Source organism: Lentzea sp. NPDC042327, from assembly GCF_040647275.1.
Taxonomy (GTDB): Bacteria; Actinomycetota; Actinomycetes; order Mycobacteriales; family Pseudonocardiaceae; genus Lentzea.
In genome coordinates this window covers 93,334-115,646 of sequence record NZ_JBEZBX010000020.1, presented here as the reverse complement: position 1 = coordinate 115,646, position 22,313 = coordinate 93,334, and the positions used below count along the sequence as shown (strand labels likewise).

Annotated in this window: 23 protein-coding genes, 2 tRNA genes and 1 pseudogene; 13 read left to right on the top strand and 13 right to left on the bottom strand. The window is 69.8% G+C overall.

The genetic code is table 11. The annotated features are described in order from the left end of the window. From AB0A63_RS35995 to AB0A63_RS35985, 3 genes and pseudogenes are all read left to right on the top strand, one after another. Window positions 1-133, top strand: a pseudogene (locus AB0A63_RS35995) (integrase core domain-containing protein); the annotation flags it as partial. A 99-nt stretch (window positions 134-232) separates the two neighbouring features. Continuing rightward, on the top strand, window positions 233-478 hold the full coding sequence (locus AB0A63_RS35990) for a hypothetical protein (protein WP_360399583.1): 246 nt from the start codon (window positions 233-235) through the stop codon (window positions 476-478). Continuing rightward, window positions 465-944 (top strand): DUF5130 family protein, encoded by a 480-nt coding sequence (locus AB0A63_RS35985; protein ID WP_360399580.1) that lies wholly within the window; start codon window positions 465-467, stop codon window positions 942-944. Before AB0A63_RS35990 ends, AB0A63_RS35985 begins: the two co-directional genes overlap by 14 nt. Before the next feature lie 51 nt (window positions 945-995). Here the strand turns inward: AB0A63_RS35985 and AB0A63_RS35980 are convergent, their stop codons facing one another. Continuing rightward, complete coding sequence (locus AB0A63_RS35980; protein ID WP_360399577.1) at window positions 996-1,907, bottom strand: GNAT family N-acetyltransferase; 912 nt, start codon at window positions 1,905-1,907, stop codon at window positions 996-998. 94 nt (window positions 1,908-2,001) lie between these two features. Next, on the bottom strand, window positions 2,002-4,563 hold the full coding sequence (gene pepN / locus AB0A63_RS35975) for an aminopeptidase N (protein ID WP_360399574.1): 2,562 nt from the start codon (window positions 4,561-4,563) through the stop codon (window positions 2,002-2,004). 163 nt (window positions 4,564-4,726) lie between these two features. Here pepN and AB0A63_RS35970 point away from each other — a divergent pair, with 163 nt between their 5' ends. The 4 genes from AB0A63_RS35970 to AB0A63_RS35955 all read left to right on the top strand — a co-directional run bounded on the left by AB0A63_RS35970 (window position 4,727) and on the right by AB0A63_RS35955 (window position 8,968). Next, on the top strand, window positions 4,727-5,335 hold the full coding sequence (locus AB0A63_RS35970) for a DsbA family protein (RefSeq protein ID WP_360399571.1): 609 nt from the start codon (window positions 4,727-4,729) through the stop codon (window positions 5,333-5,335). A gap of 224 nt (window positions 5,336-5,559) precedes the next feature. After that, the gene (locus tag AB0A63_RS35965; protein WP_360399568.1) at window positions 5,560-6,912 is read left to right on the top strand and encodes an aldehyde dehydrogenase family protein; all 1,353 of its coding nucleotides are present in this window, start codon (window positions 5,560-5,562) and stop codon (window positions 6,910-6,912) included. Window positions 6,913-6,953: 41 nt separating this feature from the next. Next, complete coding sequence (locus AB0A63_RS35960) at window positions 6,954-8,168, top strand: GNAT family N-acetyltransferase (RefSeq protein ID WP_360399565.1); 1,215 nt, start codon at window positions 6,954-6,956, stop codon at window positions 8,166-8,168. A gap of 56 nt (window positions 8,169-8,224) precedes the next feature. After that, window positions 8,225-8,968: a hypothetical protein gene (locus AB0A63_RS35955; protein ID WP_360399562.1), complete on the top strand. Its 744-nt coding sequence runs from the start codon at window positions 8,225-8,227 to the stop codon at window positions 8,966-8,968. 67 nt (window positions 8,969-9,035) lie between these two features. On the opposite strand, the gene AB0A63_RS35950 is transcribed toward AB0A63_RS35955, so the two are convergent. Together AB0A63_RS35950 and AB0A63_RS35945 are read right to left on the bottom strand one after the other, a co-directional pair. Further along, window positions 9,036-9,836 (bottom strand): zinc finger domain-containing protein, encoded by an 801-nt coding sequence (locus AB0A63_RS35950; protein ID WP_360399559.1) that lies wholly within the window; start codon window positions 9,834-9,836, stop codon window positions 9,036-9,038. Window positions 9,837-9,839: 3 nt separating this feature from the next. Next, window positions 9,840-10,298, bottom strand: coding sequence for a ribose-5-phosphate isomerase (locus AB0A63_RS35945; RefSeq protein WP_360399556.1), 459 nt, complete (start codon window positions 10,296-10,298; stop codon window positions 9,840-9,842). Between the two features lie 27 nt (window positions 10,299-10,325). Between AB0A63_RS35945 and AB0A63_RS35940 the strand changes: the two genes are divergently transcribed. After that, window positions 10,326-11,006 carry a 2-phosphosulfolactate phosphatase gene (locus tag AB0A63_RS35940; RefSeq protein WP_360399553.1) on the top strand — a complete coding sequence of 227 codons (681 nt, stop codon included), beginning with the start codon at window positions 10,326-10,328 and terminating at the stop codon, window positions 11,004-11,006. Next, window positions 11,003-11,611 carry an MBL fold metallo-hydrolase gene (locus tag AB0A63_RS35935; RefSeq protein WP_360399550.1) on the top strand — a complete coding sequence of 203 codons (609 nt, stop codon included), beginning with the start codon at window positions 11,003-11,005 and terminating at the stop codon, window positions 11,609-11,611. Before AB0A63_RS35940 ends, AB0A63_RS35935 begins: the two co-directional genes overlap by 4 nt. Here the strand turns inward: AB0A63_RS35935 and AB0A63_RS35930 are convergent. The 3 genes from AB0A63_RS35930 to AB0A63_RS35920 form a co-directional block, all read right to left on the bottom strand. Further along, on the bottom strand, window positions 11,592-11,927 hold the full coding sequence (locus tag AB0A63_RS35930; RefSeq protein WP_360399547.1) for a histidine triad nucleotide-binding protein: 336 nt from the start codon (window positions 11,925-11,927) through the stop codon (window positions 11,592-11,594). The genes AB0A63_RS35935 and AB0A63_RS35930 overlap by 20 nt on opposite strands. Before the next feature lie 206 nt (window positions 11,928-12,133). After that, the gene (locus AB0A63_RS35925) at window positions 12,134-12,472 is read right to left on the bottom strand and encodes a VOC family protein (RefSeq protein WP_360399544.1); all 339 of its coding nucleotides are present in this window, start codon (window positions 12,470-12,472) and stop codon (window positions 12,134-12,136) included. Window positions 12,473-12,668: 196 nt separating this feature from the next. Further along, a tRNA-Gly gene (locus AB0A63_RS35920) sits at window positions 12,669-12,739 on the bottom strand. Between the two features lie 62 nt (window positions 12,740-12,801). Here AB0A63_RS35920 and AB0A63_RS35915 point away from each other — a divergent pair. After that, a tRNA-Pro gene (locus AB0A63_RS35915) sits at window positions 12,802-12,875 on the top strand. Between the two features lie 110 nt (window positions 12,876-12,985). Here the strand turns inward: AB0A63_RS35915 and AB0A63_RS35910 are convergent. The 3 genes from AB0A63_RS35910 to AB0A63_RS35900 all read right to left on the bottom strand — a co-directional run bounded on the left by AB0A63_RS35910 (window position 12,986) and on the right by AB0A63_RS35900 (window position 14,797). After that, entirely contained in the window at window positions 12,986-13,165 is a 180-nt protein-coding gene (locus AB0A63_RS35910; protein ID WP_360399541.1) for a hypothetical protein, read from the bottom strand. 164 nt (window positions 13,166-13,329) lie between these two features. Further along, window positions 13,330-13,707: a LacI family DNA-binding transcriptional regulator gene (locus AB0A63_RS35905; RefSeq protein ID WP_360399538.1), complete on the bottom strand. Its 378-nt coding sequence runs from the start codon at window positions 13,705-13,707 to the stop codon at window positions 13,330-13,332. 247 nt (window positions 13,708-13,954) lie between these two features. Beyond that, window positions 13,955-14,797: a DUF5677 domain-containing protein gene (locus tag AB0A63_RS35900; RefSeq protein WP_360399535.1), complete on the bottom strand. Its 843-nt coding sequence runs from the start codon at window positions 14,795-14,797 to the stop codon at window positions 13,955-13,957. A gap of 218 nt (window positions 14,798-15,015) precedes the next feature. On the opposite strand from AB0A63_RS35900, the gene AB0A63_RS35895 reads away from it, so the two are divergent. From AB0A63_RS35895 to AB0A63_RS35885, 3 genes are all read left to right on the top strand, one after another. Then, complete coding sequence (locus tag AB0A63_RS35895; protein WP_360399532.1) at window positions 15,016-15,564, top strand: DUF4365 domain-containing protein; 549 nt, start codon at window positions 15,016-15,018, stop codon at window positions 15,562-15,564. Beyond that, the gene (locus AB0A63_RS35890; RefSeq protein WP_360399529.1) at window positions 15,561-16,694 is read left to right on the top strand and encodes a hypothetical protein; all 1,134 of its coding nucleotides are present in this window, start codon (window positions 15,561-15,563) and stop codon (window positions 16,692-16,694) included. Before AB0A63_RS35895 ends, AB0A63_RS35890 begins: the two co-directional genes overlap by 4 nt. A gap of 415 nt (window positions 16,695-17,109) precedes the next feature. After that, the gene (locus AB0A63_RS35885) at window positions 17,110-18,864 is read left to right on the top strand and encodes a hypothetical protein (RefSeq protein ID WP_360399526.1); all 1,755 of its coding nucleotides are present in this window, start codon (window positions 17,110-17,112) and stop codon (window positions 18,862-18,864) included. 114 nt (window positions 18,865-18,978) lie between these two features. Here AB0A63_RS35885 and AB0A63_RS35880 read toward each other — a convergent pair whose 3' ends face one another. The 3 genes from AB0A63_RS35880 to AB0A63_RS35870 form a co-directional block, all read right to left on the bottom strand. Next, the gene (locus AB0A63_RS35880; RefSeq protein WP_360399523.1) at window positions 18,979-19,155 is read right to left on the bottom strand and encodes a hypothetical protein; all 177 of its coding nucleotides are present in this window, start codon (window positions 19,153-19,155) and stop codon (window positions 18,979-18,981) included. 157 nt (window positions 19,156-19,312) lie between these two features. After that, window positions 19,313-20,782, bottom strand: coding sequence for a hypothetical protein (locus AB0A63_RS35875; RefSeq protein WP_360399520.1), 1,470 nt, complete (start codon window positions 20,780-20,782; stop codon window positions 19,313-19,315). 12 nt (window positions 20,783-20,794) lie between these two features. After that, complete coding sequence (locus AB0A63_RS35870; protein WP_360399518.1) at window positions 20,795-22,297, bottom strand: PKD domain-containing protein; 1,503 nt, start codon at window positions 22,295-22,297, stop codon at window positions 20,795-20,797. Window positions 22,298-22,313: the final 16 nt, after the last annotated feature.

The following is a 22,313-nucleotide window of genomic DNA, read 5'->3' as shown; positions in this document are numbered from 1 at the left end:
TCGCCTACGCCCGAGCCTGGACCGGCAACGACCACCGCCTGGCCGCCCTGCCCAGCTGGGTCCACCACTACAACACACGACGCGCCCACACCGCCTCGGCGGCCAGCCACCCATCACCCGACTGACCGCCTAGACATCAACAACGTCACGAATCAGTACAGCTAGCCCTCGCGGCTCGCCGCGCGGTGGCCCGGCCACTCGTGCGCGACCGAGTTCGGCTACGGTACCGCCCGTGACCATCGTGGAGACCGTTCTCGTCTTCGCGCTGATCCCGCTGGCTATCTACGGCGTGATCACGCTGCTGACGGTGAGGCCAAAGGCCACCCGGATCCCCCGGTACCGGCCCGGCCAGGAGTGGGGCTACGCCCCGGTGTGGTGGAGCGCGAACCCGGCCGGGCTGAGCGCGGACCACCGCGGTTCCGCCGAGTCCGCCGCGGCGGGTTCGACTGCCAAGGGAGGCGCTCGTGGCAACTGGTAAGGCCATCGCGGCCGTCGACCCGTCGTCGCTGCCGCTCGGTGCGGTCGTGACGAACAGCGGTCGCGTCTCCGCCGCCAAGATGTACGAGCCGCACGCCCCCGAGCTGCCGTTCTCGCCGGCCCAGCTCGCGCAGCTGGACGAGGCCCTCACGCTGTCCAGCCGCGCGACCGGGCTCGACTTCAGCGTGTACCTCGGCGAGCTGGGCAGCTCGTCCCGCCAGCGCGCCGAGGAGCTGCACGCCTCGACCGAGCGCCCCTCGCACCACGTCCTCGTGGCCGTCTCGCCGGGCGAGCGCGTCGTCGAGGTCGTGACCGGCGAGGAGTCGCACCGCCGCCTCGCCGACCGCGGTGCCAAGCTCGCGGTGATGAGCATGGTCGCGTCCTTCAAGGAGGGCGACCTCGCCGGCGGCCTGGTGTCCGGTCTGCGCATGCTGACCGACCAGGCGGGCAACGCACCGCGTTCCTGACCCGACCTCGCGACAGCCCCCGGCCACCTCCGGCCGGGGGCTGTCGCCGTGTCAGGGGCTCAGCCGCGCGGCGACCTGGTTCTGCGCCACCACCAGGTCGGAGATCCGCTCCCAGCCGAGCCGGCGGTAGAGGTGCACGCCGTCGGCCGAGGAGAACAGCAACCCGGTGTCCGCGCCGTCCGCGAGCGCCTCGTGCACCAGCGTGCCCATGACGACGCTGCCCAGCCCGCGCCGCCGGTGCCCGGCCGCGGTCTCGATCCGGTGCGCCACCGCGTCCGTGCCGACCACGGCCATCAGCCCGCTCGCCGCGAGCTCACCGCCGGCGAGCACCCGCACCCGCAGCACGGGCTCGCGCGTCACCTCCACCGCGTACCCGGCCGGCGGCGCGGGCAGCGGGTGACCGGCGAGCGCACGCCGCATGAACGTCTCGTCCGGCCGCGCGACGACCAGCCCGGCCCGTTCCAGCTCGCCGACCACCTGCGCCGGGTCGGAGGTGGGCACGCTGAGCCAGTTCGGTTCCCGCGTCGCGGCCACGAGCGCGGCCAGCTCCGCGACCTCGGCCTCGTCGGTGGCGAGCCACTCGTACTTCCGGTGCGGCCGGTCGACGTGCACGACGAGGTGCCCGTCGCGAACCTCGGACGTGAGCCCGTCGGCGGCGGTCCAGCCGCGGTGCCAGCGTTCGACGAGCGTGCCGATGTGGTTCACGTTCCCCCTTGCGGTGATCGCTTCGTGCCGGCTCTGCGCCGAATCGGTGAGGCGGCTGCGCCGGTCCACCTCGTCGCGCCCCGCGTCGTTCCTGGCGACGACGAGGTCCGCGACCCGTTCCCAGCCGTGCTCGCGGTGGTCGTCCCCGGCCACGACCAGCCCGGTCCCGCTCCGCAGGACCGTCCGCTGCGGCTGCAGCTCCAACCCGTTGCGCAGCAGGGAGATTCCAGCGGCGGTTGTCGGTGGGCACGTGCTCACCCGCCTCGGCCAGGAGGCCGGCCCGTGAACAGCCGGCCGACGATACGCGGAAGCCCCGCACCGCGCGAACGCGTTGCGGGGCTTCCAGGACCGGTCAGGAGCGGTCGAACTCCTGTGCCGCAAGGGCGCGTACGATGCCCGCACGGCCTTCGGACACCAGGCGGCGCAGGGCCGGCGGGTGCTCGTCGGCCAGCCACGCGTCAGCGGCCTCCACAGTGGACTTCGCGATCGACCACGCCGGGAACATGCCGACCACCATCGACTGCGCGCGTTCCGAGGAACGGCGGTCCCACACGCCCTTCACGTCGGCGAAGTAGCGCTCGACGTACGGCGCGAGCAGCTCCTTCTGCGAGGGGTGCGAGATGCCGGCGATGATGGCCTCGCTGACCGCGTTGGGCAGGTCGTCGTCGTTGACCGCCCGGTCCCACGCCTCGTCCTTGGCCTCGGCCGTCGGGCGCAGGGCGCGGGTGGACTGGGCGCGGCGGTGACCGGTGGAGGTGGGGTCGCGCTCCTCCTCCGCGGCGATCTCCGGCAGGTCCGCCCTGCCGTGCGCGACGAGGGCCTGCAGCAGGCGCCAGCGCAGGTCGGTGTCGACCTCAAGGCCTTCCAAGCCCGCGGAACCGTCGTACCAGCCGCGCAGCACGTCCAGAGTGGACTCGTCCAGCACCGAGGAGGCGAGCGCGTTCACGAACGCCAGCTGGTGGTCCGAACCCGGCTCCGCGGCCCGCGCCAGTTCCAGGGTCTTCGTGACGAACCGGCGCCAGCCCTCCGCGCGCCACGAGTCGTCCGCGTAGGACGACAGCGAGGTCTGGGCCTGCAGCAGGAGCCGCTGCACGACACCGACCTCCGACTCGGCGTGCAGACCGCCGAGCACCAGGTTCACGAAGTCGCGGGCCTTCAGCTCGGCCTCGCGGGTCATCTCCCACGCGGCCGACCAGCACAGCGTGCGGGGCAGCGGCTCCGCGATGTCGGAGATGTGGTCGATCAGCCCGGCCAGCGAGTCGGGGTCCAGGCGCATCGTGCAGTACGTGAGGTCGTCGTCGTTGACCAGCACGATCTTGCCGCGGTGCACGCCGACCAGCTCGGGGACCTCGGTGCGGTCGCCGGTGACGTCCAGCTCGTGGCGGTGCGTGCGGACCAGCTTGCCGCTGCCGTCGTCGTCGTACACGCCGATGGCGATGCGGTGCGTGCGGAACTCGCCCGCACCCGGACGTGCGCCGCCCTGCAGCACGGCGAACTCGGTGAACTTGCCGTCCGCGTCGACGGTGAACTTGGGGCGCAACAGGTTCAGGCCGGTGGTCTCCAGCCACTGCGCGCTCCACCACGACAGGTCGCGGCCGGACGCCTCCTCCAGCGCGCCCAGCAGGTCCGCGAGCGTCGCGTTGCCCCAGGCGTGCTTGGCGAAGTAGACCCGCAGGCCCGCCAGGAAGTTCTCCAGGCCGACGTACGCGACGAGCTGCTTCAGCACGGAAGCGCCCTTGGCGTAGGTGATGCCGTCGAAGTTGACCTCGACCGCCTGCACGTCCGGGATGTCCGCGGCGACCGGGTGCGTGCTCGGCAGCTGGTCTTGCCGGTACGCCCACGACTTCTCGATCTTCGCGAACGTCGTCCACGCCTGGCGGTACTCGGTGGCCTCCGCCTGCGCGAGCACCGACGCCCAGGTGGCGAACGACTCGTTCAGCCACAGGTCGTCCCACCAGCGCATGGTCACCAGGTCGCCGAACCACATGTGCGCCATCTCGTGCAGCACGGTCTCGGACCGGCGCTCGTAGAGGTAGCGGGTGACCCGGCTGCGGAAGACGTAGTCCTCCAGGAACGTGACGCAGCCCGCGTTCTCCATCGCGCCCGCGTTGAACTCCGGCACGAAGCACTGGTCGTACTTGCCGAACGGGTACTTCACGCCGAACGCCTGGTGGAAGAACCCGAAACCCTGCTTGGTCTCGGTGAACAGCCGCTCGTGGTCCATGTGCGGGGCGAGCGAGGCGCGGCAGTAGATGCCGAGCGGGATGCGGAAGTCGCCGTCCACGAACTCGTCGCGCCATTCCGCGTACGGACCGGCGACGAGCGCGACGATGTACGTCGACATCGGCTTGGTCGTGGCGAACGTGTGCACGTCCGCGCCGCCCTCGCCGTCCTCGGTGCCGGTGATCTCGCCGTTGGAGATCACCTTCCAGTCGTGCGGCGCGGTGACCTTCAGCGAGAACACCGACTTCAGGTCCGGCTGGTCGAAGCACGCGAACATGCGCTTGGCGTCGGCGGTCTCGAACTGCGAGTACAGGTACACGCCGCCGTCGACCGGGTCGACGAACCGGTGCAGGCCCTCGCCGGTGTTCATGTACCGGCAGTCGGCCTCGATCGTCAGCTCGTTCGTCTCCGCGAGGTCCGACAGCCGGACGCCGTCCTCCTCGCGGTAGTCGGAGACGTCGATCTCCTCGCCGTTCAGCACGGCCCGGTGCACGGTCGCCGCCACGATGTCGATCCACGAGGAAGCACCCGGAGTCCGGCTGCGGAACACCACGGTGGTGGTGGAGCGGAACGTGTCCGAACCCGGCTTTCCGCCGCCGTCGGTCAGGTCCAGCTCGATCCGGTAGGACTCCACTTCCAGCAGCCCAGAACGTTCCTGGGCCTGGTCGCGGGTGAGGTTGGGCGCGGCCACTGTTCACCTCGTCTGCCACGCGTGTGGTTACGCGCTGACGTCGTCGGGAATGGTTATGACTCCCGCATCCAATCACGGAACCGGCGTGCGGGAAGAGATGACGGGGTGATCTGGTTGGGCTGTTGGGGGGACAACCCCACCTACCGTGACTGAAGGGGCACCCATGGCTGAGAAGGCCAAGGTCGATTTCTACTTCGACCCGCTTTGTCCGTTCGCGTGGATCACCTCCAGGTGGATCCTCGAAGTGGAGCAGGTCCGCGACATCGACCTCAGCTTCCACGTGATGAGCCTGGCCGTGCTGAACGAGGGCCGCGACCTGCCCGAGCAGTACAGGGAGCTCATGACCAAGGGCTGGGGTCCCGTCCGCGTGGCCATCGCGGCCGAGCAGAAGTTCGGCAACGAGGTGCTGCCCCGGCTCTACGCCGCCATGGGCACCCGCATCCACAACGAGGGCAACCAGGACTTCGACGACGTCGTCAAGCTGGCACTCGCCGACGCCGAGCTGCCCGCGGAGCTGGCAGAGGCCGCGCACTCGACCGAGTACGACGAGGAGCTGCGGGCCTCGCACCACCGCGGCATGGACCCCGTCGGGATGGACGTCGGCACGCCGACCATCCACATCGACGGCGTCGCCTTCTTCGGCCCGGTGCTCACGAAGATCCCGCGCGGCGAGGAGGCCGGCCGGATCTTCGACGGCGCCCGGCTGCTCGCCGGCTACCCGCACTTCTTCGAGCTGAAGCGCACTCGAACGGGTGACTTGGACTTCAGCTGAGGTCCGTGCCGCGGCTTCGTCGACGCGCGGCGAATTTTCGGGGCGACTTTTCTGCCGGGGTGTCGGCGGACGTGGCGCCGCGCCGAGGTCTTTCACGACCCGGTGCGGCGCCACCGCCGTTTCACCGGAGCGGGCGTGCGCATGGCCGATGACCACCGCCCACCCGATGTGACAGTCTGGACGTCGTCCGCGCCAAACCTGTCACATCCGTCTGGAGGGCTCTCGTGATCGAGGTCGTCAACCCCGCCACCGAGGAAGTCGTCGGCACGCTCGCCGAAGGCACGCCGGCCGACGTCGACGCGGCCGTGGCCGCTGCCGTCGCCGCCTTTCCGGCGTGGTCGCTGACGGCGGTGCCCGAGCGGGTGAAGGTGGTGCGGGCGATCGTCGACGGGCTGCGGGAGCGGGCCGACGAGCTCGCGGCCACCATGACCCGGGAGATGGGCACGCCGCTGGCGTTCAGTCAGAAGGTGCAGGTCGCGAACCCGATCGGGATCGCGGAGGGTGTCGCGGACGTGCTGGAGCGCGGGTACTTCGAGCCGGAGGAGATCGGCAACTCGCTGGTGCTGCGCGAGCCGGTCGGGGTGGTCGCGGCCATCACGCCGTGGAACTTCCCGTTGCAGCAGATGGTGGCGAAGGTCGTCCCGGCGCTGGCCGCGGGCAACACCGTGGTGCTCAAGCCGAGCGAGCTGGCACCGCGGACCGCAGACCTGCTGGCGGAGATCGTCACGAGCGCCACGCCCAGCGGGGTCTTCGGCCTCGTGCACGGCACCGGGCCGGTGGCCGGAGAGGCGCTCGCGGCGCACCCGGACGTCGACATGGTGTCGTTCACCGGGTCCACGCGGGCGGGACGACGGGTGTCGGCGGTGGCCGCCGAGACGGTCAAGCGGGTCGCGCTGGAGCTGGGCGGCAAGTCGGCCTGCGTGGTGCTCGACGACGCCGACCTCGGGCGGGCCGTGAAGATCGCCGTCGGGAACTCGTTCATGAACAACGGCCAGGCGTGCAGCGCGTGGACGCGGTTGCTGGTGCCCGCCGACCGGCACGACGAGGCGGTGCGGTTGGCGGTCGCCGCGGCGGCCAAGTACGTGCCGGGTGACCCGGCGGAGCCGGCGACGCGGATCGGGCCTGCCGTGTCCGCCGCCCAGCGGGACCGGGTGGTCGGCTACATCCGCAAGGGTGTCGAGGAGGGCGCGCAGCTGGCGGCCGGTGGGCCGGACGCGCCGTTGCCGAAGGGGTTCTACGTGGCGCCGACGGTGTTCGGCGGGGTCACGCCGGAGATGACCATCGCCCAGGAGGAGATCTTCGGGCCGGTGCTGTCGGTCATGCCGTACGCGGACGAGGACGACGCGGTGCGCATCGCGAACTCCACCATCTACGGGCTCGGGGGTGCCGTGTTCTCCGCGGACACCGACCGCGCGCTCGCCGTGGCCAAGCGGTTGCGCACCGGGCAGGTCGACATCAACGGCGGTGCGTTCAACACGAGCGCGCCCTTCGGCGGGTACCGGCAGTCGGGCAACGGGCGCGAGTTCGGCAGGTTCGGCCTCGACGAGTTCTGCGAGATCAAGTCGATCCAGCGGTAAATGAGCTGCGGAACCGGCCGTGGCGGCGTATCACTGCCGCCATGGCCGACTCGACGCTGAGCATCAGGACCATCGACCGCTCTGACCTCGACGACTTCCGGCGGGTGTTCGCCTGGGCGTTCCTCGACGAACCGCGCGACAGCGAGCACCGCTGGACCAAGGTGCTGGAGCTCGACCGCACCCACGCGGTGTTCGACGGTGACGAGATGATCGGCACCGGCGGGATTCTCAGCCGCGAGCTCACGGTCCCCGGCGGCGCGCTCGCACCGGTCGGCGCCGTGACCGTCGTGGGCGTCAAACCCGGCCACAGACGCCGTGGCGTGGCATCGCTGCTGATGAAGACCCAGCTGCACCAGATGCACGAAGCGGGCGACTCGATCGCGATCCTCTGGGCGTCGGAGGGCGGGATCTACCGGCGGTTCGGCTACGGCGAGCACGCGTCGAGCCGGTCGATGATGACGATGCCGACGCGCATGCCGTTCCACCCCGGCGTGCGGGTCGGCGACGCGCGCATCCGGCAGGTCACGCGCGACGAGGCGCTGCCGTTCATGCGCGAGGTCCACGACCGCGTGCGCCGCACCAGGACCGGCTGGCTGAGCCGGGTCGAGAGGTCGTGGGACGTGCACCTGTCCGACGACGAGTCCGACCGCAACGGCCTCTCGTCCTACCGCTACTGCCTGCACCCGCAGGGGTACGTGGTGTTCCGCGTGAAGCACGAGTGGGACAACAGCGGGCCGCGCAACGAGCTGCACGTGCGCGAGCTCGCGTGCGAGACCGAGCAGGCGTACGCGGACCTCTACCGGTTCCTGCTCGACGTCGACCTGGCCGCTCGGATCTCCTTCTACACCGCCACCGATGAACCGATCTTGCACATGGTCGCTGACCCGCGGAAGGTGCGCCAAGAGCTCGGGGACGCGCTGTGGCTGCGGATCGTCGACGTGGACCGCGCTCTGCCGCTGCGCCGCTACCTGTCCGATGTGGACAGCGTGCTGGCCGTCGAGGACGCGTTGTGCCCGTGGAACTCGGGCCGCTGGCGCCTCACGGTGAAGGGCGGTGAGGCGGTGGTCACCCGCACCGAGGACCCCGCGGACGTGTCGCTCGACATCGCCGCGCTCGGCAGTGCCTACCTCGGCGGCGTGCGGCTTTCCGTGCTCGCACGAGCACATCGCGTGGTCGAGCACACGCCAGGGCATGTCGACGCGCTGACGTTGGCGTTCCTCAACACACACGAACCGCACTGCCCCGAGGTGTTCTAACGGAACTCTGGCCCGCTTTTGCTCGTTGACGGTTTGTCTGCCGTGGGAGGTAAACCGTGGGCACGATCGTGTGGGTCGTTGTGCTGGTGCTGCTGGTCGCCGGCGTGTTCTACCTGGTCAGCCAGAGCAACGCGCGCAAGGCGCGGGAGCTCGACGACGCCAAGGCCGAGGCACGCCGCTGGGTCGAGCGGCTGGGTGGTCAGGTGATGAGCCTCACCGGCAGCAACATCGCCTCCACCCAGGCGCTGGCCGACGCCTCCGAGCGCTTCACCGCCGCCGGTTCCCAGATGGAGCAGGCCCGCACGATCCCGCAGGCCCGCCTGGTCACCCAGACCGCGATGGAGGGCCTGCACTACGTCCGCGCCGCGCGTGAGGCCATGGGCATGGACCCCGGTCCCGCGCTGCCCGAGATCGCGGGCCAGAAGCAGGCCGGTGCCGTCAGCGAGGACCGCCGGGTCACCGTCGAGGGCCACGACTACGCCGCCTCGCCGCAGTCGGGCGCGGGCACGCCGTACTACTACCCCGGCGGCATGGTCGCCGGCCGCCCGGTGCCCCGCGGCTGGTACTCCGAGCCGTGGTGGAAGCCCGCGCTCGTGGCGGGTGCCTGGGGCGTCGGCACGTTCCTGCTGATGGACGCCATGTTCTCCGGCATGCACGGCATCGGCGACTACGGCGCTGCCGACCTGGGCATGGGCGCCGACGCGGGCATGAACGACATGGGCGGCGACTTCGGTGGCGGCGACATGGGCGACTCCGGCGGCTTCGACTTCGGCGACATGGGCGGCGGGTTCGACTTCTAGCCGGGCCGCGAACGACACGAGGCCGCCCCCGCACACGCGCGGGGGCGGCCTCAGTCGTTGTCGGGTGTCAGGCCTGGCAGACGGGGCACCAGAACAGGTTCCGCGCCGCCAGCTCCTTCGTCAGCACCTCGGTGCCGCACACCAGGCACGGCTCACCGGCCCGCCGGTACACGTACACCTCACCGCCGTGCCGGTCCACGCGCGGCGGGCGCTTCATCGCCCGCGGCATGTGCTCGCGGCGCACGGTGTCGATCCGCCCGACCTTCACGCCGTCCTTCATCAGCACGACCAGGTCGTTCCACAGGTCGTCCCACAGCTCGCGGCTGACCTCGGTACCCGGCGTCATCGGGTTGACGTTGTGCCGGAACAGCACCTCGGCGCGGTAGACGTTGCCGACGCCCGCGATGACCTTCTGGTCCATCAGCAGCACGGCCAGCGACTGGCGGGAGCGGCTGACCCGCTCGTGGGCCAGGTCCGGCCGCGCGTCACGGCGCAGCGGGTCGGGGCCCAGACGAGCCCGGATGGCCTTGACCTCGTCGGCGTTCAGCACCTCGCACGCCGTCGGGCCGCGCAGGTCGGTCCAGTGGGTGACGCCGACCATGCGCATCCGCACCTGGCCGACCGGTAGCAGCACGGGCGGGGTGTGCTCGGTGAACGTGCCGTAGAGGCCGAGGTGCACGTGCACCACCGCGTCCGGGCCGTACACGTGGAACAGGTGCTTGCCGTGCGCCTCGGCGCGCACGAGCGTCCGTCCGTCCACAAGGGACGCCGAGAAGCGGCCCTGTGGACTGGAGACGGCCACCGGGGCACCCGCGTACCGGCGCTGGTGCAGCCGCGCGAGGCGGTGCAGGGTGTGGCCCTCTGGCATCGGTCAGCCGGTCTTGCCGGAGTTCTCGTAGGCGCTGACCTGGTCGATGCGCCGCTGGTGGCGGGCGTCGCCGGAGAACGGCGTCTCGAGGAACGCCACGACGATCGCGGTCGCCTCCTCCGCGGTGTGCTGGCGGGCGCCGATGCCGACCAGCAGGGCGTCGTTGTGCTGGCGGGCCAGCTGCGCGGTGTCGACGTTCCACGCCAGCGCGGCGCGGGCACCCTTCACCTTGTTCGCGGCGATCTGCTCGCCGTTGCCGGAGCCGCCGATCACCACGCCGAGGCTGCCGGGGTCGTTCACGACCCGCTCGGCGGCGTCGACGCAGAACGACGGGTAGTCGTCCAGGGCGTCGTACTCGTGGGCGCCGACGTCGACGACCTCGTAACCCTGCTCCTTGAGAGCCGTGGACAGGTGGGACTTCAGCTCGAAGCCAGCGTGGTCTGCTGCCAGATAAACGCGCACGTCACGGAGTCTGACACGCTGGTGCCCATGTTCAGCCAGGAGGGGTACCGGCTGCGGCTGGAGTGGGGACCAGAGGGGATCGACGCGCTCAAGGGCTGCGACGTGCTCGTGGTGGTCGACGTGCTGTCGTTCACGACATCGGTGGACCTGGTCGTCGGCAACGGGGGACAGGTCCGGCCGTCGCGCTGGGGACCGGAGTCCGGGCGGACGCCGCGACCGGCGTCACTGGCCGGGGCGACCGGGCTGGTGGAGCTGCCGTCGCCGAACGGGTCGAACCTCAGCTCGCTCGCGGCGACGACCGGTGCGCACGTGCTGGCGGCCTGCCTGCGCAACGCCGAGGCCGTCGCGGAACGCGCCGCGCAGCTGGGCGAGGTCGTCGGCGTGGTGCCCGGTGGCGAGCGCTGGGGCCTCGACGTCCTGGGCACCGGGCCGCGCGAGTTCGGCCCGCTGCGGCCGTGCGTCGAGGACCACCTGGGCGCCGGCGCGGTGCTGGCGGCGCTCGCGAGCCGGCTGCCCGCGGGTCAGGCCTCGCCCGAGGCGGAGCTCGCGATCACGGCGTTCACGCACACCGACGTCGTGCGGGCCGTGCGGGAGTGCGGGTCGGGGCGGGAGCTGACCGGGAACGGGCACGCCGCCGACGTCGAGCTGGCGGTCGCCCTCGGGGTCAGCCGGGTCGTGCCGCAGCTGGTGGAAGGGGTCTTCCGGTGATCGAGATCGCGGACGGCGTGTTCGTGCTCCGGCACGCCGAGCTGGACCTCACCCTCGGCCTGATCACTGGATCGGGTGATTCGCTGCTGGTGGACTCCGGCATGGACGAGGGCCTGGCCGAGCGGCTGAGCCCGTCGCGGATCGTGCTGACGCACAACCACTTCGACCACGTGCTCGCGACGGAGGCGTTCCTGCCGTGCGAGGTGTGGGCGCACGAGGACTGCGTGGTCGACGAGAGCCTGCTGGAAAGCCGCGCCCGGTACTACGACGAGCCGTTCACGGGCAGGCTCGTCGCGCCGACGCACACGTTCGGCGACAGCACCACGCTCGACGTCGGCGGCCGCCGGGTCGACCTGCACCACTTCGGTCCCGCGCACACCTCGCACGACGTGGTCGTGCACGTGCCGGACGCCGGCGTGGTCTTCGCGGGCGACCTGGTCGAGGAGGGCGCTCCCGCGCAGGCCGGTCCGGACGCGACGCCGGGCAACTGGCGGCACGTCCTCGACCGGGTGCTGGCGCTCGGCCCGCGCATCGTCGTGCCCGGCCACGGCAACCCGGTCGACGCGGCGTTCGTGCGCGCGATGGCTATCCCGGCGGCCAGCTGAGGCCGCGCCCGCCGAGCACGTGGCAGTGCACGTGGAACACGGTCTGGCCGCCGTCGCGCCCGGTGTTGAACACGAGCCGGTAGCCGGACCCGTCGACGCCCTCGGCCTTCGCCACCTGGTGCGCGGTCGCGAGGACCTGCCCGGCGAGCAGCGGATCGAGGTCGCCGACGGCCCGGTGGTGCTCCTTGGGGATCACCAGGACGTGCGTCGGGGCCTTGGGGTCGATGTCGCGGAACGCGAGCGTGGTGTCGGTCTCGGCCACGACGGTCGCCGGGATCTCACCCGCGACGATGCGGCAGAACAGGCAGTCGGTCACCCCGCGATGGTATTGGTCCCGTTGGACCCTGTTGTTCCTGGCGCGCGACGGTCAATCATGTCGGGGTGAAGGGCGCCAAGCTCCTGCTCGTGGTGCGGTGCCTCATCAGCTTCGCGATCGGCGTGCTGCTCGTCGTGCTCGCCGTCCGCTTCGGTGAGGCGCTCTGGCGGGCCTTCCACTCGTGATCGCCTTTGGACGAACCTGCGCTAGTCGCGCACGAAGCAGAACTCGTTGCCCTCGGGGTCGCGCATCACCTGGAAGCTGCCCTGCTCGTCGGTGTGCACCACGCCCTCGCGCGTGCCACCCAGGTTGACCGCCCGCACGACGGCGGCCTCGATGTCGTCGACCTGGAAGTCGAGGTGCAGCCGGTTCTTCACGTCCTTGCGCTTGGGCACCGGCTGGAACGACATCCGCACCCCGCCCGGCGGCTCCACGTGCGCCCACCCGAGCGCCCGCTCGACGGGCTCACCGCCGAGCAGCTCCGCCCAGAACCGCACGAGCGTCGCCGGGTCGTTGCTGTCGATGACGATCTGTTCCAGCCTCACGTCTCCACCAGGTCCTCTCGTGCCCAGTCGCGCAGCCTACCTCCGCGGCCATGGCGAAGATCGTTGTTTTCGGGGCCTGCGGCCAGGCCGGGCGGGGGCGTGGCGGTGAGCGCGGTGCACGCAGGTCGGGATCGTCTCGATGTGAGTCGCATCACGAAAAAGGGCCGAGTGCGGGTGCACTCGGCCCTTCGTGTCGAGCGGGCGACGGGAATCGAACCCGCGTAGCTAGTTTGGAAGACTAGGGCTCTACCATTGAGCTACGCCCGCTTGCCGCCCGTTGTCGGGGCTGCGATCGATACTTTAGCGGGTGGCGGTAAGCTTGGTGCAACCGGGGCGTGGCGCAGTTTGGTAGCGCACCCGCTTTGGGAGCGGGGGGTCGCAGGTTCAAATCCTGTCGCCCCGACGGTTGAAAGCGCAGGACAGGGCTGGTTTCCCGGATAGGGGACCGGCCCTGACTTGTCTCCCAAGGGTTCTGAGGAGAATCTGGGGAGACGATCATGGTTTCGGAGATCACTACGCCAGCCCCTGAGTCACCCGGCGGACGTCGTCTCGAGCCAGCTCGTTGACCTTCCGGGCCCGCGCCCGCAGCAGCTCGTCCAGCGCCGCCACCAGCGACCGCGGGCTCACCGCGAACCGGGCGTCCAGCGACGCTTCCCACGCAGCCGTCAGGTCGTCGAGCAGTCGGACGCGCATCTCCTTCGTGGTGTGGTCGCAGCGCGCCTGAACCGAGCCGTCGAGGTGTCTTAGCCGGTCATCCATCAGCGGCGGCGGCGTGCCCACGCTTCGCATGAGCGTCTTGTGCGAGTGTCGCATCCCGTGCGGCGTAAAGCCTTTCGCAATCGGCACCCAGCACGAGTCTAGGCCGCCCGCCCGCCCGCCCGCGTTGCGGCCGCGCGCCGGCACTCCAGGCCACGGCTCGCTGAGCACCGGAACCGGCCGGGCATTGTGCGGCGCCTTCTTCGGAACCAGCCCATCACCGCAGGCTGGAACAGCCACGTCGCGAACCCGTTTCGGCGCCAGTGAGCCGCCGTCTCCCCGTCGCGTGCACTGCGGACGAAGCCGAGCTCGGCGATCGCCTTCTCCACCTGCAACCGCGTCGCCTCGGCAACGCGGTCCGGGTGGTTGAGCACGTTCGAGACGGTGCCGCTGGACACGTCGGCCCGACGCGCGACGTCGACGAGCTTTGCGCCTGGTCGACGGGCTGCGCCGTTCGCCATACCCAGGCTGCGGAACACGTACGTCCGGCTGTGGCAGGCACGGCTTCGGGCCGGTGCGGGCGATGTGGTCGGAGATGAGACGCGACAGGAACGCCAGCATGTCGATGTCGCGGTACGAGTCGTCCTTGGGTGGGCAGCGGTGCAACTCGCTCGTGTCCAGTTCGTACAGCTACCACTGCACGCGGATCGACCGCAGCTGGGCTTACTCGGTCTCCAGGCCGACGAGTTCGCCCCACCGGCCCTTACCCGATGAGGTACGCGCCGGTTAGGCGCCGTCGGGCTGCGCCACGACTGCAGCACGTGCTCGAAGCCGAGCCTGGCGGTCGGCAGACGCACGACGGATCCAAGCGTCAGGATGCAACTTGAGCACGGGTGCGGTGCCAAGTTGGCGTGCGATAGCGCGAAGCCGCTCGCGGTGCGGGCGATCGCGATCCAGCATGTCTGCTGCACGTGAGGCCCACATGCAGCTCACGCCTAAGATCCACATGCGCGAGTTGTCGTTCAGGGGCTTGTTGGGCTCGACACTGACCACAACGTGCTCGCCTGGGCGCAGGTAGGAATCCACGATGGCAGGCCCGGCGTGCGTCAGGCCAGACAGGACCCGATAGAGCGCGTATAGCTGGGGCCCAAGCGGCGCGAAATCTCCGCAAAGTTGCTGGAACGACCGGGCAGCGCCATCAGCCGATGAGTGCTCGAACGCTGGCGGCTTGTCCAGCACCGCAGCCACCTCCTCGGCGTTTCTCAAGCCACTCTCTAGAAGCGTCCTCGCGAAGTTCCGTCGCTGCCGCTCGTGCTCGTTGGCGAATCCCGCCACAGCTGCGTCCTCGTACTGACTGATCCACTGGGTGGTCAGTCCATGTTCCAAGGCGCCGCGGACCAGCGGTACGGCCTCCAAGTCCGCGCCGGCGTCGCTGAGGAGCAGTGCGGCCCGTGTCAGCCGGTGCGTGTGAGCTGCGAGACTTAGCACGACCGCCAGTCTGGCCGGCGTGACCTTTCGTCCTCGCCCAACCGACGCGAGTGCAGATGGACGGTCTTCCCAGATCGTCAGCAGTTCCTCGAGTGTTGCCCGCAACGCGGGGTCTTTCTTGGGATCATCACGGTGCGCCATCGGCGTGGATCACCTCCTTGAAGATCGCAAGTTATCCACAGCTTGCGATCGATCTCCGCTGATCATGTCTGCGCTCGGTTACGGTTGCGAGCAGGTTGAAGCTGACCTCTGAGATTGATCTTATTCCTCCGTTTGGGTGACTACTGCGAGGTTTCCCGAATGTCGATCTTGTTCGCATTAGTGTGCTGCCGTTCCGCCACCGAGCGGGGAGGGAGCCTATGGACGGAGACGAGCAGGATGCGATTGAGGGGGTGCAGGATGGAGGACTGCCTCCAACTGCACGTCAAGAGCAATTCCACATCGCCTTCGTGAGGATGGTCGCGGCGGCGGCTGGGTTCTACGTCAAAGACCACACCACCGACTACGACGGTGTTGACATCACCGTGGCTTCCTCGGCCAGGTACAGGCGCTTCTACTGCCCGCAGTTCGAGCTGCAGCTCAAGTGCACGACGCAGCGGGATGTGGTCGGTGAAGACGAGGTGTCGTGGCAGATGAAGCGCAAACCGTTTCTAAAACTTGTGGGCGATGACCGGTACATCCCCGCGCTTCTGGGCATCCTTGTCATCCCGGCCGACGAGCCGGTGCTCCACGTGACTGACGACCACTTGCTCACCCGCAGTCGCATGTACTGGCAGTACGCGAGTGAGCTCGGTGACATCGCAGATGGCGTCGCCAGCAAGACAGTGAAGCTACCGAGAAGTAACCTCTTCGATGTAGAGGGTTTGAAGGGCATCATGCAGAGGATCGGCGACGGAGGTGAGTGGTGAAGCTTGACTCCATCAGTGAACTTTTCACCGAACTTCAGCCAGCCACCGTGCACCAGTACCTCGCCGCCAACGAGTGGCAACTCGAGCTTGAGGTTCCCCATGTCAAGGAGATCTGGCGGCTGGGGGACGACGCCAGGATCATGCTGCCGCTAGCCACGAACTACGCCGACTTCGGTCCTCGCTTCAAGGACACGCTGTTCATGCTGGCCGACGTCTACGACTGGGACGCAGACGAGCTCGTCCAGAAGATCCTGGCTACTCGAGCGGACCTGTTCTACGTCCGCCTCGACCAGGTGATGACCGATGGCACCCTACCGTTCAGACAAGCACATGACGCGCTGGAAAGCCTCTACAAGATGGTGAAGGCAGCGGCGACCACGGCGTACGACCCGACGCATTCCCATCGAGGGAAGCGCTCCGCGACCGTCAACGAGTTCCTCGATGACGACGTCCGCCTCGGTCACACCAAACGCGGAAGCTTCGTCTTCACGGTCGTAGCGCGTCTCGGCGAGCCAGCGCCAGTTCACACTGACGATGCGCCAGCGGTTAACTTCCCGCGTCTCGTCATGCAAACGTTGGCCACAGGCCTGCACACGGCGAAGAGCCTCTCGTTGGAACCTGACCCGCAGGTCATCGAGCACGCCGCAGAGCATGGGCTCAGCGCGAACCTTGTCGCTTCGCTGCAGGAGTTGACGGACACGGGGACGCTCCGCGAGCTCGACCTGTCGTTCGACTGGTCGACCTCGCTCCCCGCCCCAGAGGTGCCAGCCTCTCGCATCGTTGTAGATCGTGACGCGATGGCCGGTCTGCCGAGGGTCCGAGAGCGGCTGATCCGCCGTGAAGAGCCTCCTCGAGTGGAGACGTTGATCGGCAGAGTCCGATCGCTGACTCGTGAAGAAGAGGACGATCAAGAAGAGACCATGATCGTCCTCAGTACCGAAGTCAACGGCCGCTCCCGCAAGGTCCACGTGCCGCTCAGCGGGCAAGACTACGAGTGGGCCATCTACGCCCACCGCGAGAAGCTCCCGTTCACGGTGACCGGCGAACTAGCGTTCGAGAAGCGGGCATGGCGTTTGACCGGGCCAATCACGGTCGACTCTAGCTTCTTGGAACACCACCAGAATCAGTGACGCCAGCCAATTTTGGTTCGACGGTGTGAACTCGGTCCGTGGGAGAATTTCGGGAGACGTTCTCCCACGAGAGAGCAGTTCCTGCCGAGTCAGGCCGATGCAGACCGACGGCTTGACCTGCGGTGATGTTTCGGGGTGCTGGTCGGGGGAGTGGCCGTACCTTGTTTGGGAGCGGGGTCGCAGGTTCAAATCCTGTCGCCCCGATCGGTTGCCGAAAACCCGCAGCGCTCGCCGCTGCGGGTTTTCGCCTTCTCCACCCCCGCAGGTAGCGGCTGGCCCACGTCGCCAGCACCCGCGCCACGTACGTCGCGTCCGCGCGGTCGGCCAGCAGGTGTTCCACGTGGGCGGTGTCGGCGGAGGCGCCGATGGTTGACGACCGCGAAAAGCGTTTCTCCACGTCACTACTGTCCGGTCCGTGCGCTACCAGTACCTCGACGCCCGGCTGCGGCAGGCCTTCGACGACGCCGGGCTTAGCCGGTGCCAGCGGGCGTTGCTGCAGGGCGTGCTGCGCGCGCTCGACCCCGATGCGCACCTCGGCGAGCACGTCGCCGGGCTGGGCAGTGCGTTCCTGGCCGTCCAACGCGCGCAGACCGCCCTTGCCAGCCACGCCGCCGAGGACCACCCGCGGTGGAACCTGCTGCGCCGCATCATCAGCACCTCCGTCACGGTGATGGACGCCGCCGCGCCCGCCTACGCGCACGGCGGTGCGGAGGAGCTTGCCGAGGCACGGCGGACGTTGCTCGACGTGGACGCCGCCATCGCCGCCGACGGGCAGAAGCTCGACCCCGCCGTCACGGCCGCGGCTGCCGCGAAGCTCGACCCCGAGGCGCTCAGGGCCGCGGTCGAGCGGTGGCTCGCTCCACTGTGGAACGGTGTCGAGCTGCCGTTGCGGGCCAGGATGATCGCCGAGGTCGCGGTGGTCACGGCCGACCACGGGCGGGACGGGCGGCACCTGCGCACCGACCTGTTGCGGTTCCTCAAGAAACCGGACGACCTGGCGCAGGTGCTGTGGCCGCTGCCGCGCAGGCACGTGGTGGCGCTGGTCGTGCGCGGGGCCAGGGTGCTGCGGCACCTCGACGAGCTGCTGCCGGGGGCGCGGCAGGAACCGTTGCACCGCAGCAGGTTGCCGAAGGACGACTTCCTCAAGGACGTGGTCACCGGCTCGTCGGCGCTGGTCCGGCTGCCGGTCACGGCCGCGGACGCGCACACCGCGGCGGTGCTCGGCAGGCGGGTGCTGAGCGAGGCGCTCGACCAGTACGCGGCGGGGGAGCGGCTGACGGAGCTCGACATCGCGCCGGTGTGGCAGGTCAGCGGGCCGACCGGGCGGGTGACCCGCGGCGGGGAGCACCAGCGCACGGTCGGCAACGCCTACCCGCTCACCCCGTACTGGCCGGGTGAGCTGCGGTCGGCGATGCGGGTCGCGAACCTGGCACGGCAGGTCGACGCGCCGATGGCGGCCGCGGGGCTCGCGTGGAGCGCGCTGGAGGCGACCGGGCTGGACCCGAGCCGGATCGGCTGGCTGGCCAAGGCGTGCGCGCTGCAGGTGTTGCGGCAGCACCTGGTCAGTCTGCACGTCGTCGTCACCCACCACGACCGCGAGCTGAGGGCACCGCTCGACGCGCACGTGCCGACGACCGGGGTGAAGCACCACCTGAGGTCCGTCGACGCGTGGCTGGAGGTGCTCGTCCGGCACCCCCGGCCGAACGAGCGGCTGAAGGCCGCGCAGGACGCCGTCACCGCGCTCGCGGAGAGCGAGGGCGGGCTGGTGCCAGACCTCGTGGAGCTGTGGCGGTCGCGGCTCGCGGACTCGAACGCCCTCGCGGACTGGTTGCAGGAGCAGGAGGACACGGCCGCGGCCTTGCTGGAATGGCTCTACGCCACGCGGAACCTCGCCTTCCACGCCGGCACGTTCGCCGCGCCCGGCGACGTGCTGACCGCGCACGCCGGGCAGGCGCTCGCCGACCTGGCGCTCGAGTTCCTCGGCAACTGGCGCACGCGGGAACGCCGGCAGGGCCGGGACGAGACGCCCGCGCTGGAGGTCTACCGCCGCCTCGCCCAGCGCAAGGACCAGCTCACCGCGCGACTGCGGCGGGCGAACTCCGTGCGCAGGCTCAGCGTCGAGGACATCTCCGGCCCTGACGAGAAGTGGTGGACGCGGGGCGAGGGCTGAGGGGTCGAGGCCAACGGCGACAAGGTCAAGGCCCGGCTGCCGAAGGCCTGACGACCGACACGGGTCGTGGGTGGTTCCTGGACGAGAGGAACCACCCACGACCCGTTTCACGCATCAGGCGGCCTGGTGCCCGTTGGGCACCTGAGGCTCGTGGCGGTGCGTCATGCGGTGCCACCACGACCGCGGCCGGCCACCGCTGCGGTAGTACTCCTGGACGCGGCGGGCGTCCTCGCGCAGCGCCGCCTGCCGGTAGTCCATCTCGGCCTTGATCGCCTCGGGCGTCCACTCCACCTGAACCAGCTCCTCAGTTCGCTTCGTTGACGAGACCGAGGTTGCCCCTGAGGGATGGCCCCTCACATCGAACGATCACCCAAGGCTGCGCCGCGAGACCCCTTACTCAGCCGAAAGCGCCCGGGTGGAAGGGTTCCACCCGGGCGCCTGAGGCGTGCTAGCTCACGCGCGCGGTCGTACCGGGACGCACGGTCGTGGTCGTGGCCTGCGCCTGGTTGTCCGCGGGCCTCGCGTCCTGGTACCAGTCGGGGGACGAGGCCACCGCCCGGAACGTCACCTGGCCCGCCGCGGCGTCGGCGGCGGAGTAGGTGTACGCGAACACGAACTCGGTGCGGGCGGTCGGTGAAGCGGCCACGCGCTGCAGGGTGTAGCCGATCTCCTGGCCTTGGGCGCCGTTCGCGCTGACCTTGTAGAGCGTGACCTTGACGTTCCCGTCGTGGTGGGGGTTCGCCACGTACGCCTTGATCGTCTTGGTCTGGCCGGCCCGTGCCGCCTCCGGCACGGACAGGGCGGTGATCGCCAGGTCGTGCGTCTCGACCGTCAGCTTCTCCGGCACGCTGCTGCCGGTGCGGCCGTCGGACGTCGTCGCGGTCACGGAGACCGAGTAGTCACCGTCCTTCGCGTACCGGTGCCTGATCCGCTCACCGGGCACGATCGGCGCCGACCCGCCGTCGCCGAAGTAGACGGTGCCGCTGACCAACGGCCGCTGCTCACCCGCGGACGGCACGAACTCGACGTCGGTGTAGATGGTCGGGTTGTTGGGGTACGGCGACAGCCACGGCCGCAGCGGCGCAGCGGTGCTGAACTCCACGAACGCCGGCTCCGCGTCCGCGGGCGTCTCCGCCACCCGGACCAGGTAGGACTCGCCGGCCTCGGCCGAGAAGACCGACCGCATGCCGTTGCGCTCGTTGTCGTCCGTGGACACGCAGTCCACTTCGGACAGGTCGGCGGCGCGGTACACGCTGACGGCGCCCTCGCTGGCGAGGACCTGGACGAACCTGCTGCTGGTCGGGGCGTAGCGGTACCAGACGGACTGCGTCGCCGCCGGGTCGCAGCTCGCGGACAGCTCGCCCGGCTCCGCCGTCGTGCGCCGCAGGTCGACGTCGTGCCTGCTCGGCACCGCGACCGCCGCGGCGTTCGCGCGGTTGTCGTTCGACAGGCCGGGAACGCCGCGGAAGTCGATCAGGACCGGGCCGCCGCCGGAGTAGTAGTCGACCACCATCACGTGGTAGGTCGTGCCCGCTTTGACCGCGAACGTGTCGTCCCTCGGACCGTTCGCGGTGCAGGCGCCCTCGACCGGCGTCAGCGCGCCGCGCTCGCCGGTGAAGACGCCGTAGAACGGCCCGTACCGCTCGCTGTGCGTGGCCAGCCGGACGAAGCCGTCGGCGGGTGCGGTGTAGCGCAGCCACACCGACCCCGTACCCCAGTAGTTGCAGGCGTTCGGGTCGTCGGCGGCCTTGGTGGCACCGGTGGTGTCGACGGTGGCCGTGAACGGCAGTGCGGTGACGTCAAGAGCGGTGTCGAAGTCGTCGTTGCCCGGTGCGGCGTGCGCGACACCCGGCACGGACAGGGCGAGCAGGGCCGCGGCACCGAAGGCCAGCGCACGCGTTCTGATGGACAGTCTCATGATCCCCCCAGATCAGTTCAGGACGGCGGCGGCGGCGAGTGCGGGACGCACGGTGGTCGCGATCGCGATCACCTCGTTGTCGCCGGTGTTCGCGTCGTACACCGGGTACTCCAGCTTCACCTCGGCCTTGAACGTCACCTTGCCGGTCACCGCGTCCTCCGGCGTGAAGGTGTAGGAGAACGGGAAGCTCACCTTGCGCGTCGGGTGCGCGGGCACGTCGAGCTTCAGCACGCCGACCTCACGCCACCACTCGCCGTCGTGCTTGTAGAGCCTCACCGTGGCCTGCTCCAGGTACCGGGTGTTGCCCACCTGCACGGTGATCTGCTTCTGCTGCCCGGCCCGTGCCGAGGTGGGCACGGTGAACTTGGTGATGCCGACGTCGTGCGTCTTGACCGTGACCTCGACGGTGTCGGTGGAGACGCGGCCGTCGGACGTGGTCGAGCGGATCGCCGCCGTGTACACGCCGTCCTTGGTGTACCGGTGGTTCCGGTCGGTCTCCTCGCTCGCGGGCAGCGTGGTGCCGTCACCGAAGTCCCACTCGGTCAGCACCGGGTCGTCGAAGTCGTTGCCGGTGTAGACCCGGAACGGGATGGTGTCGTTGACCGACGGACCACCCGACGTGGTGGAGTAGCTGAGGTTCGTCGTGAACGCGGGTGCTTCCTTCAGCTCCAGCGTGAACCGGGAGTCGTCGCCGGCGCTGCTGACGAGCTGGAAGAAGTAGGTCTTGCCGCCCGTGAGGCCGACTGCCTTGCCGTTGTAGGCGGACGTCCCGGTGCACTTGCGCAGTTCCAGCCCGCCCAGTGCGGCGCCGTCGAAGACGCTGATCACCGGGCTGCTGCCGCCGCTCGACTTGACCTGCACGACCACTGACTGGTCCTGGGCGGGCGTGTAGGAGTACCAGACCGACGGCCGGCCCTCGGAGCTGTGACAGGCCGCCGCGTACGGCTCGGCGTCCTGGGCGGAGGCCAGCGAGAAGTCCGGACCGGGTGTGGAGAACGGCAACGTCACCGGCTGCGCGTTCGCGAAGTCGTCGTTGGCCAGCGGGGAGATCCGGTCGAGCGCGAGCTTCAGCGCGCCACCGGTCACGTTCTGCCCGGTCACCATGAAGTGGTAGGTCTCGCCCGCGGTCGCGCGGAACGTGACCGGGTCGGTCCGGCTGCGGCTGCAGCCGTCGGAGTACCAGTCGACGTGGCGCAGCTCGTGCCGCGGCCCGGTGAGCGTCGTGACCACCAGGTCTCGGCCGCTGCCCTCGGTCTTGAGCCGCAGCAGGCCGTCCTCGGTCGCGGTGTAGCTGAACCACACCGAACCGCTTGCGACGTAACCGGTGCAGTCGTACGGGTCGTCGAGCGCCTTGGTGGCGGACGTCGTGTCCTGTTCGGTCACGTACGGCAGGGCGTTGATCACGGTGGGCGTGTCGAAGTCGTCGTTGGTCGGTGGTGCCGCGTGTGCCACACCGGGCACCAGCACCCCGACCAGGGCGACGGCCGCGACCGCCGCTGATCTCCAGGAAGGCATGCGAAAGTTCCCCCAA

Excerpts from the sequence above, each read along its gene's own strand:
- AB0A63_RS35970 (WP_360399571.1), top strand. The coding sequence starts at position 4,727 with ATGGCTGAGAAGGCCAAGGTCGATTTCTACTTCGACCCGCTTTGTCCG.
- AB0A63_RS35960 (WP_360399565.1), top strand. The coding sequence starts at position 6,954 with ATGGCCGACTCGACGCTGAGCATCAGGACCATCGACCGCTCTGACCTC.
- AB0A63_RS35950 (WP_360399559.1), bottom strand. The coding sequence starts at position 9,836 with ATGCCAGAGGGCCACACCCTGCACCGCCTCGCGCGGCTGCACCAGCGC.
- AB0A63_RS35940 (WP_360399553.1), top strand. The coding sequence starts at position 10,326 with ATGTTCAGCCAGGAGGGGTACCGGCTGCGGCTGGAGTGGGGACCAGAG.
- AB0A63_RS35910 (WP_360399541.1), bottom strand. The coding sequence starts at position 13,165 with ATGCGCGTCCGACTGCTCGACGACCTGACGGCTGCGTGGGAAGCGTCG.
- AB0A63_RS35900 (WP_360399535.1), bottom strand. The coding sequence starts at position 14,797 with ATGGCGCACCGTGATGATCCCAAGAAAGACCCCGCGTTGCGGGCAACA.
- AB0A63_RS35895 (WP_360399532.1), top strand. The coding sequence starts at position 15,016 with ATGGACGGAGACGAGCAGGATGCGATTGAGGGGGTGCAGGATGGAGGA.
- AB0A63_RS35875 (WP_360399520.1), bottom strand. The coding sequence starts at position 20,782 with ATGAGACTGTCCATCAGAACGCGTGCGCTGGCCTTCGGTGCCGCGGCC.
- AB0A63_RS35870 (WP_360399518.1), bottom strand. The coding sequence starts at position 22,297 with ATGCCTTCCTGGAGATCAGCGGCGGTCGCGGCCGTCGCCCTGGTCGGG.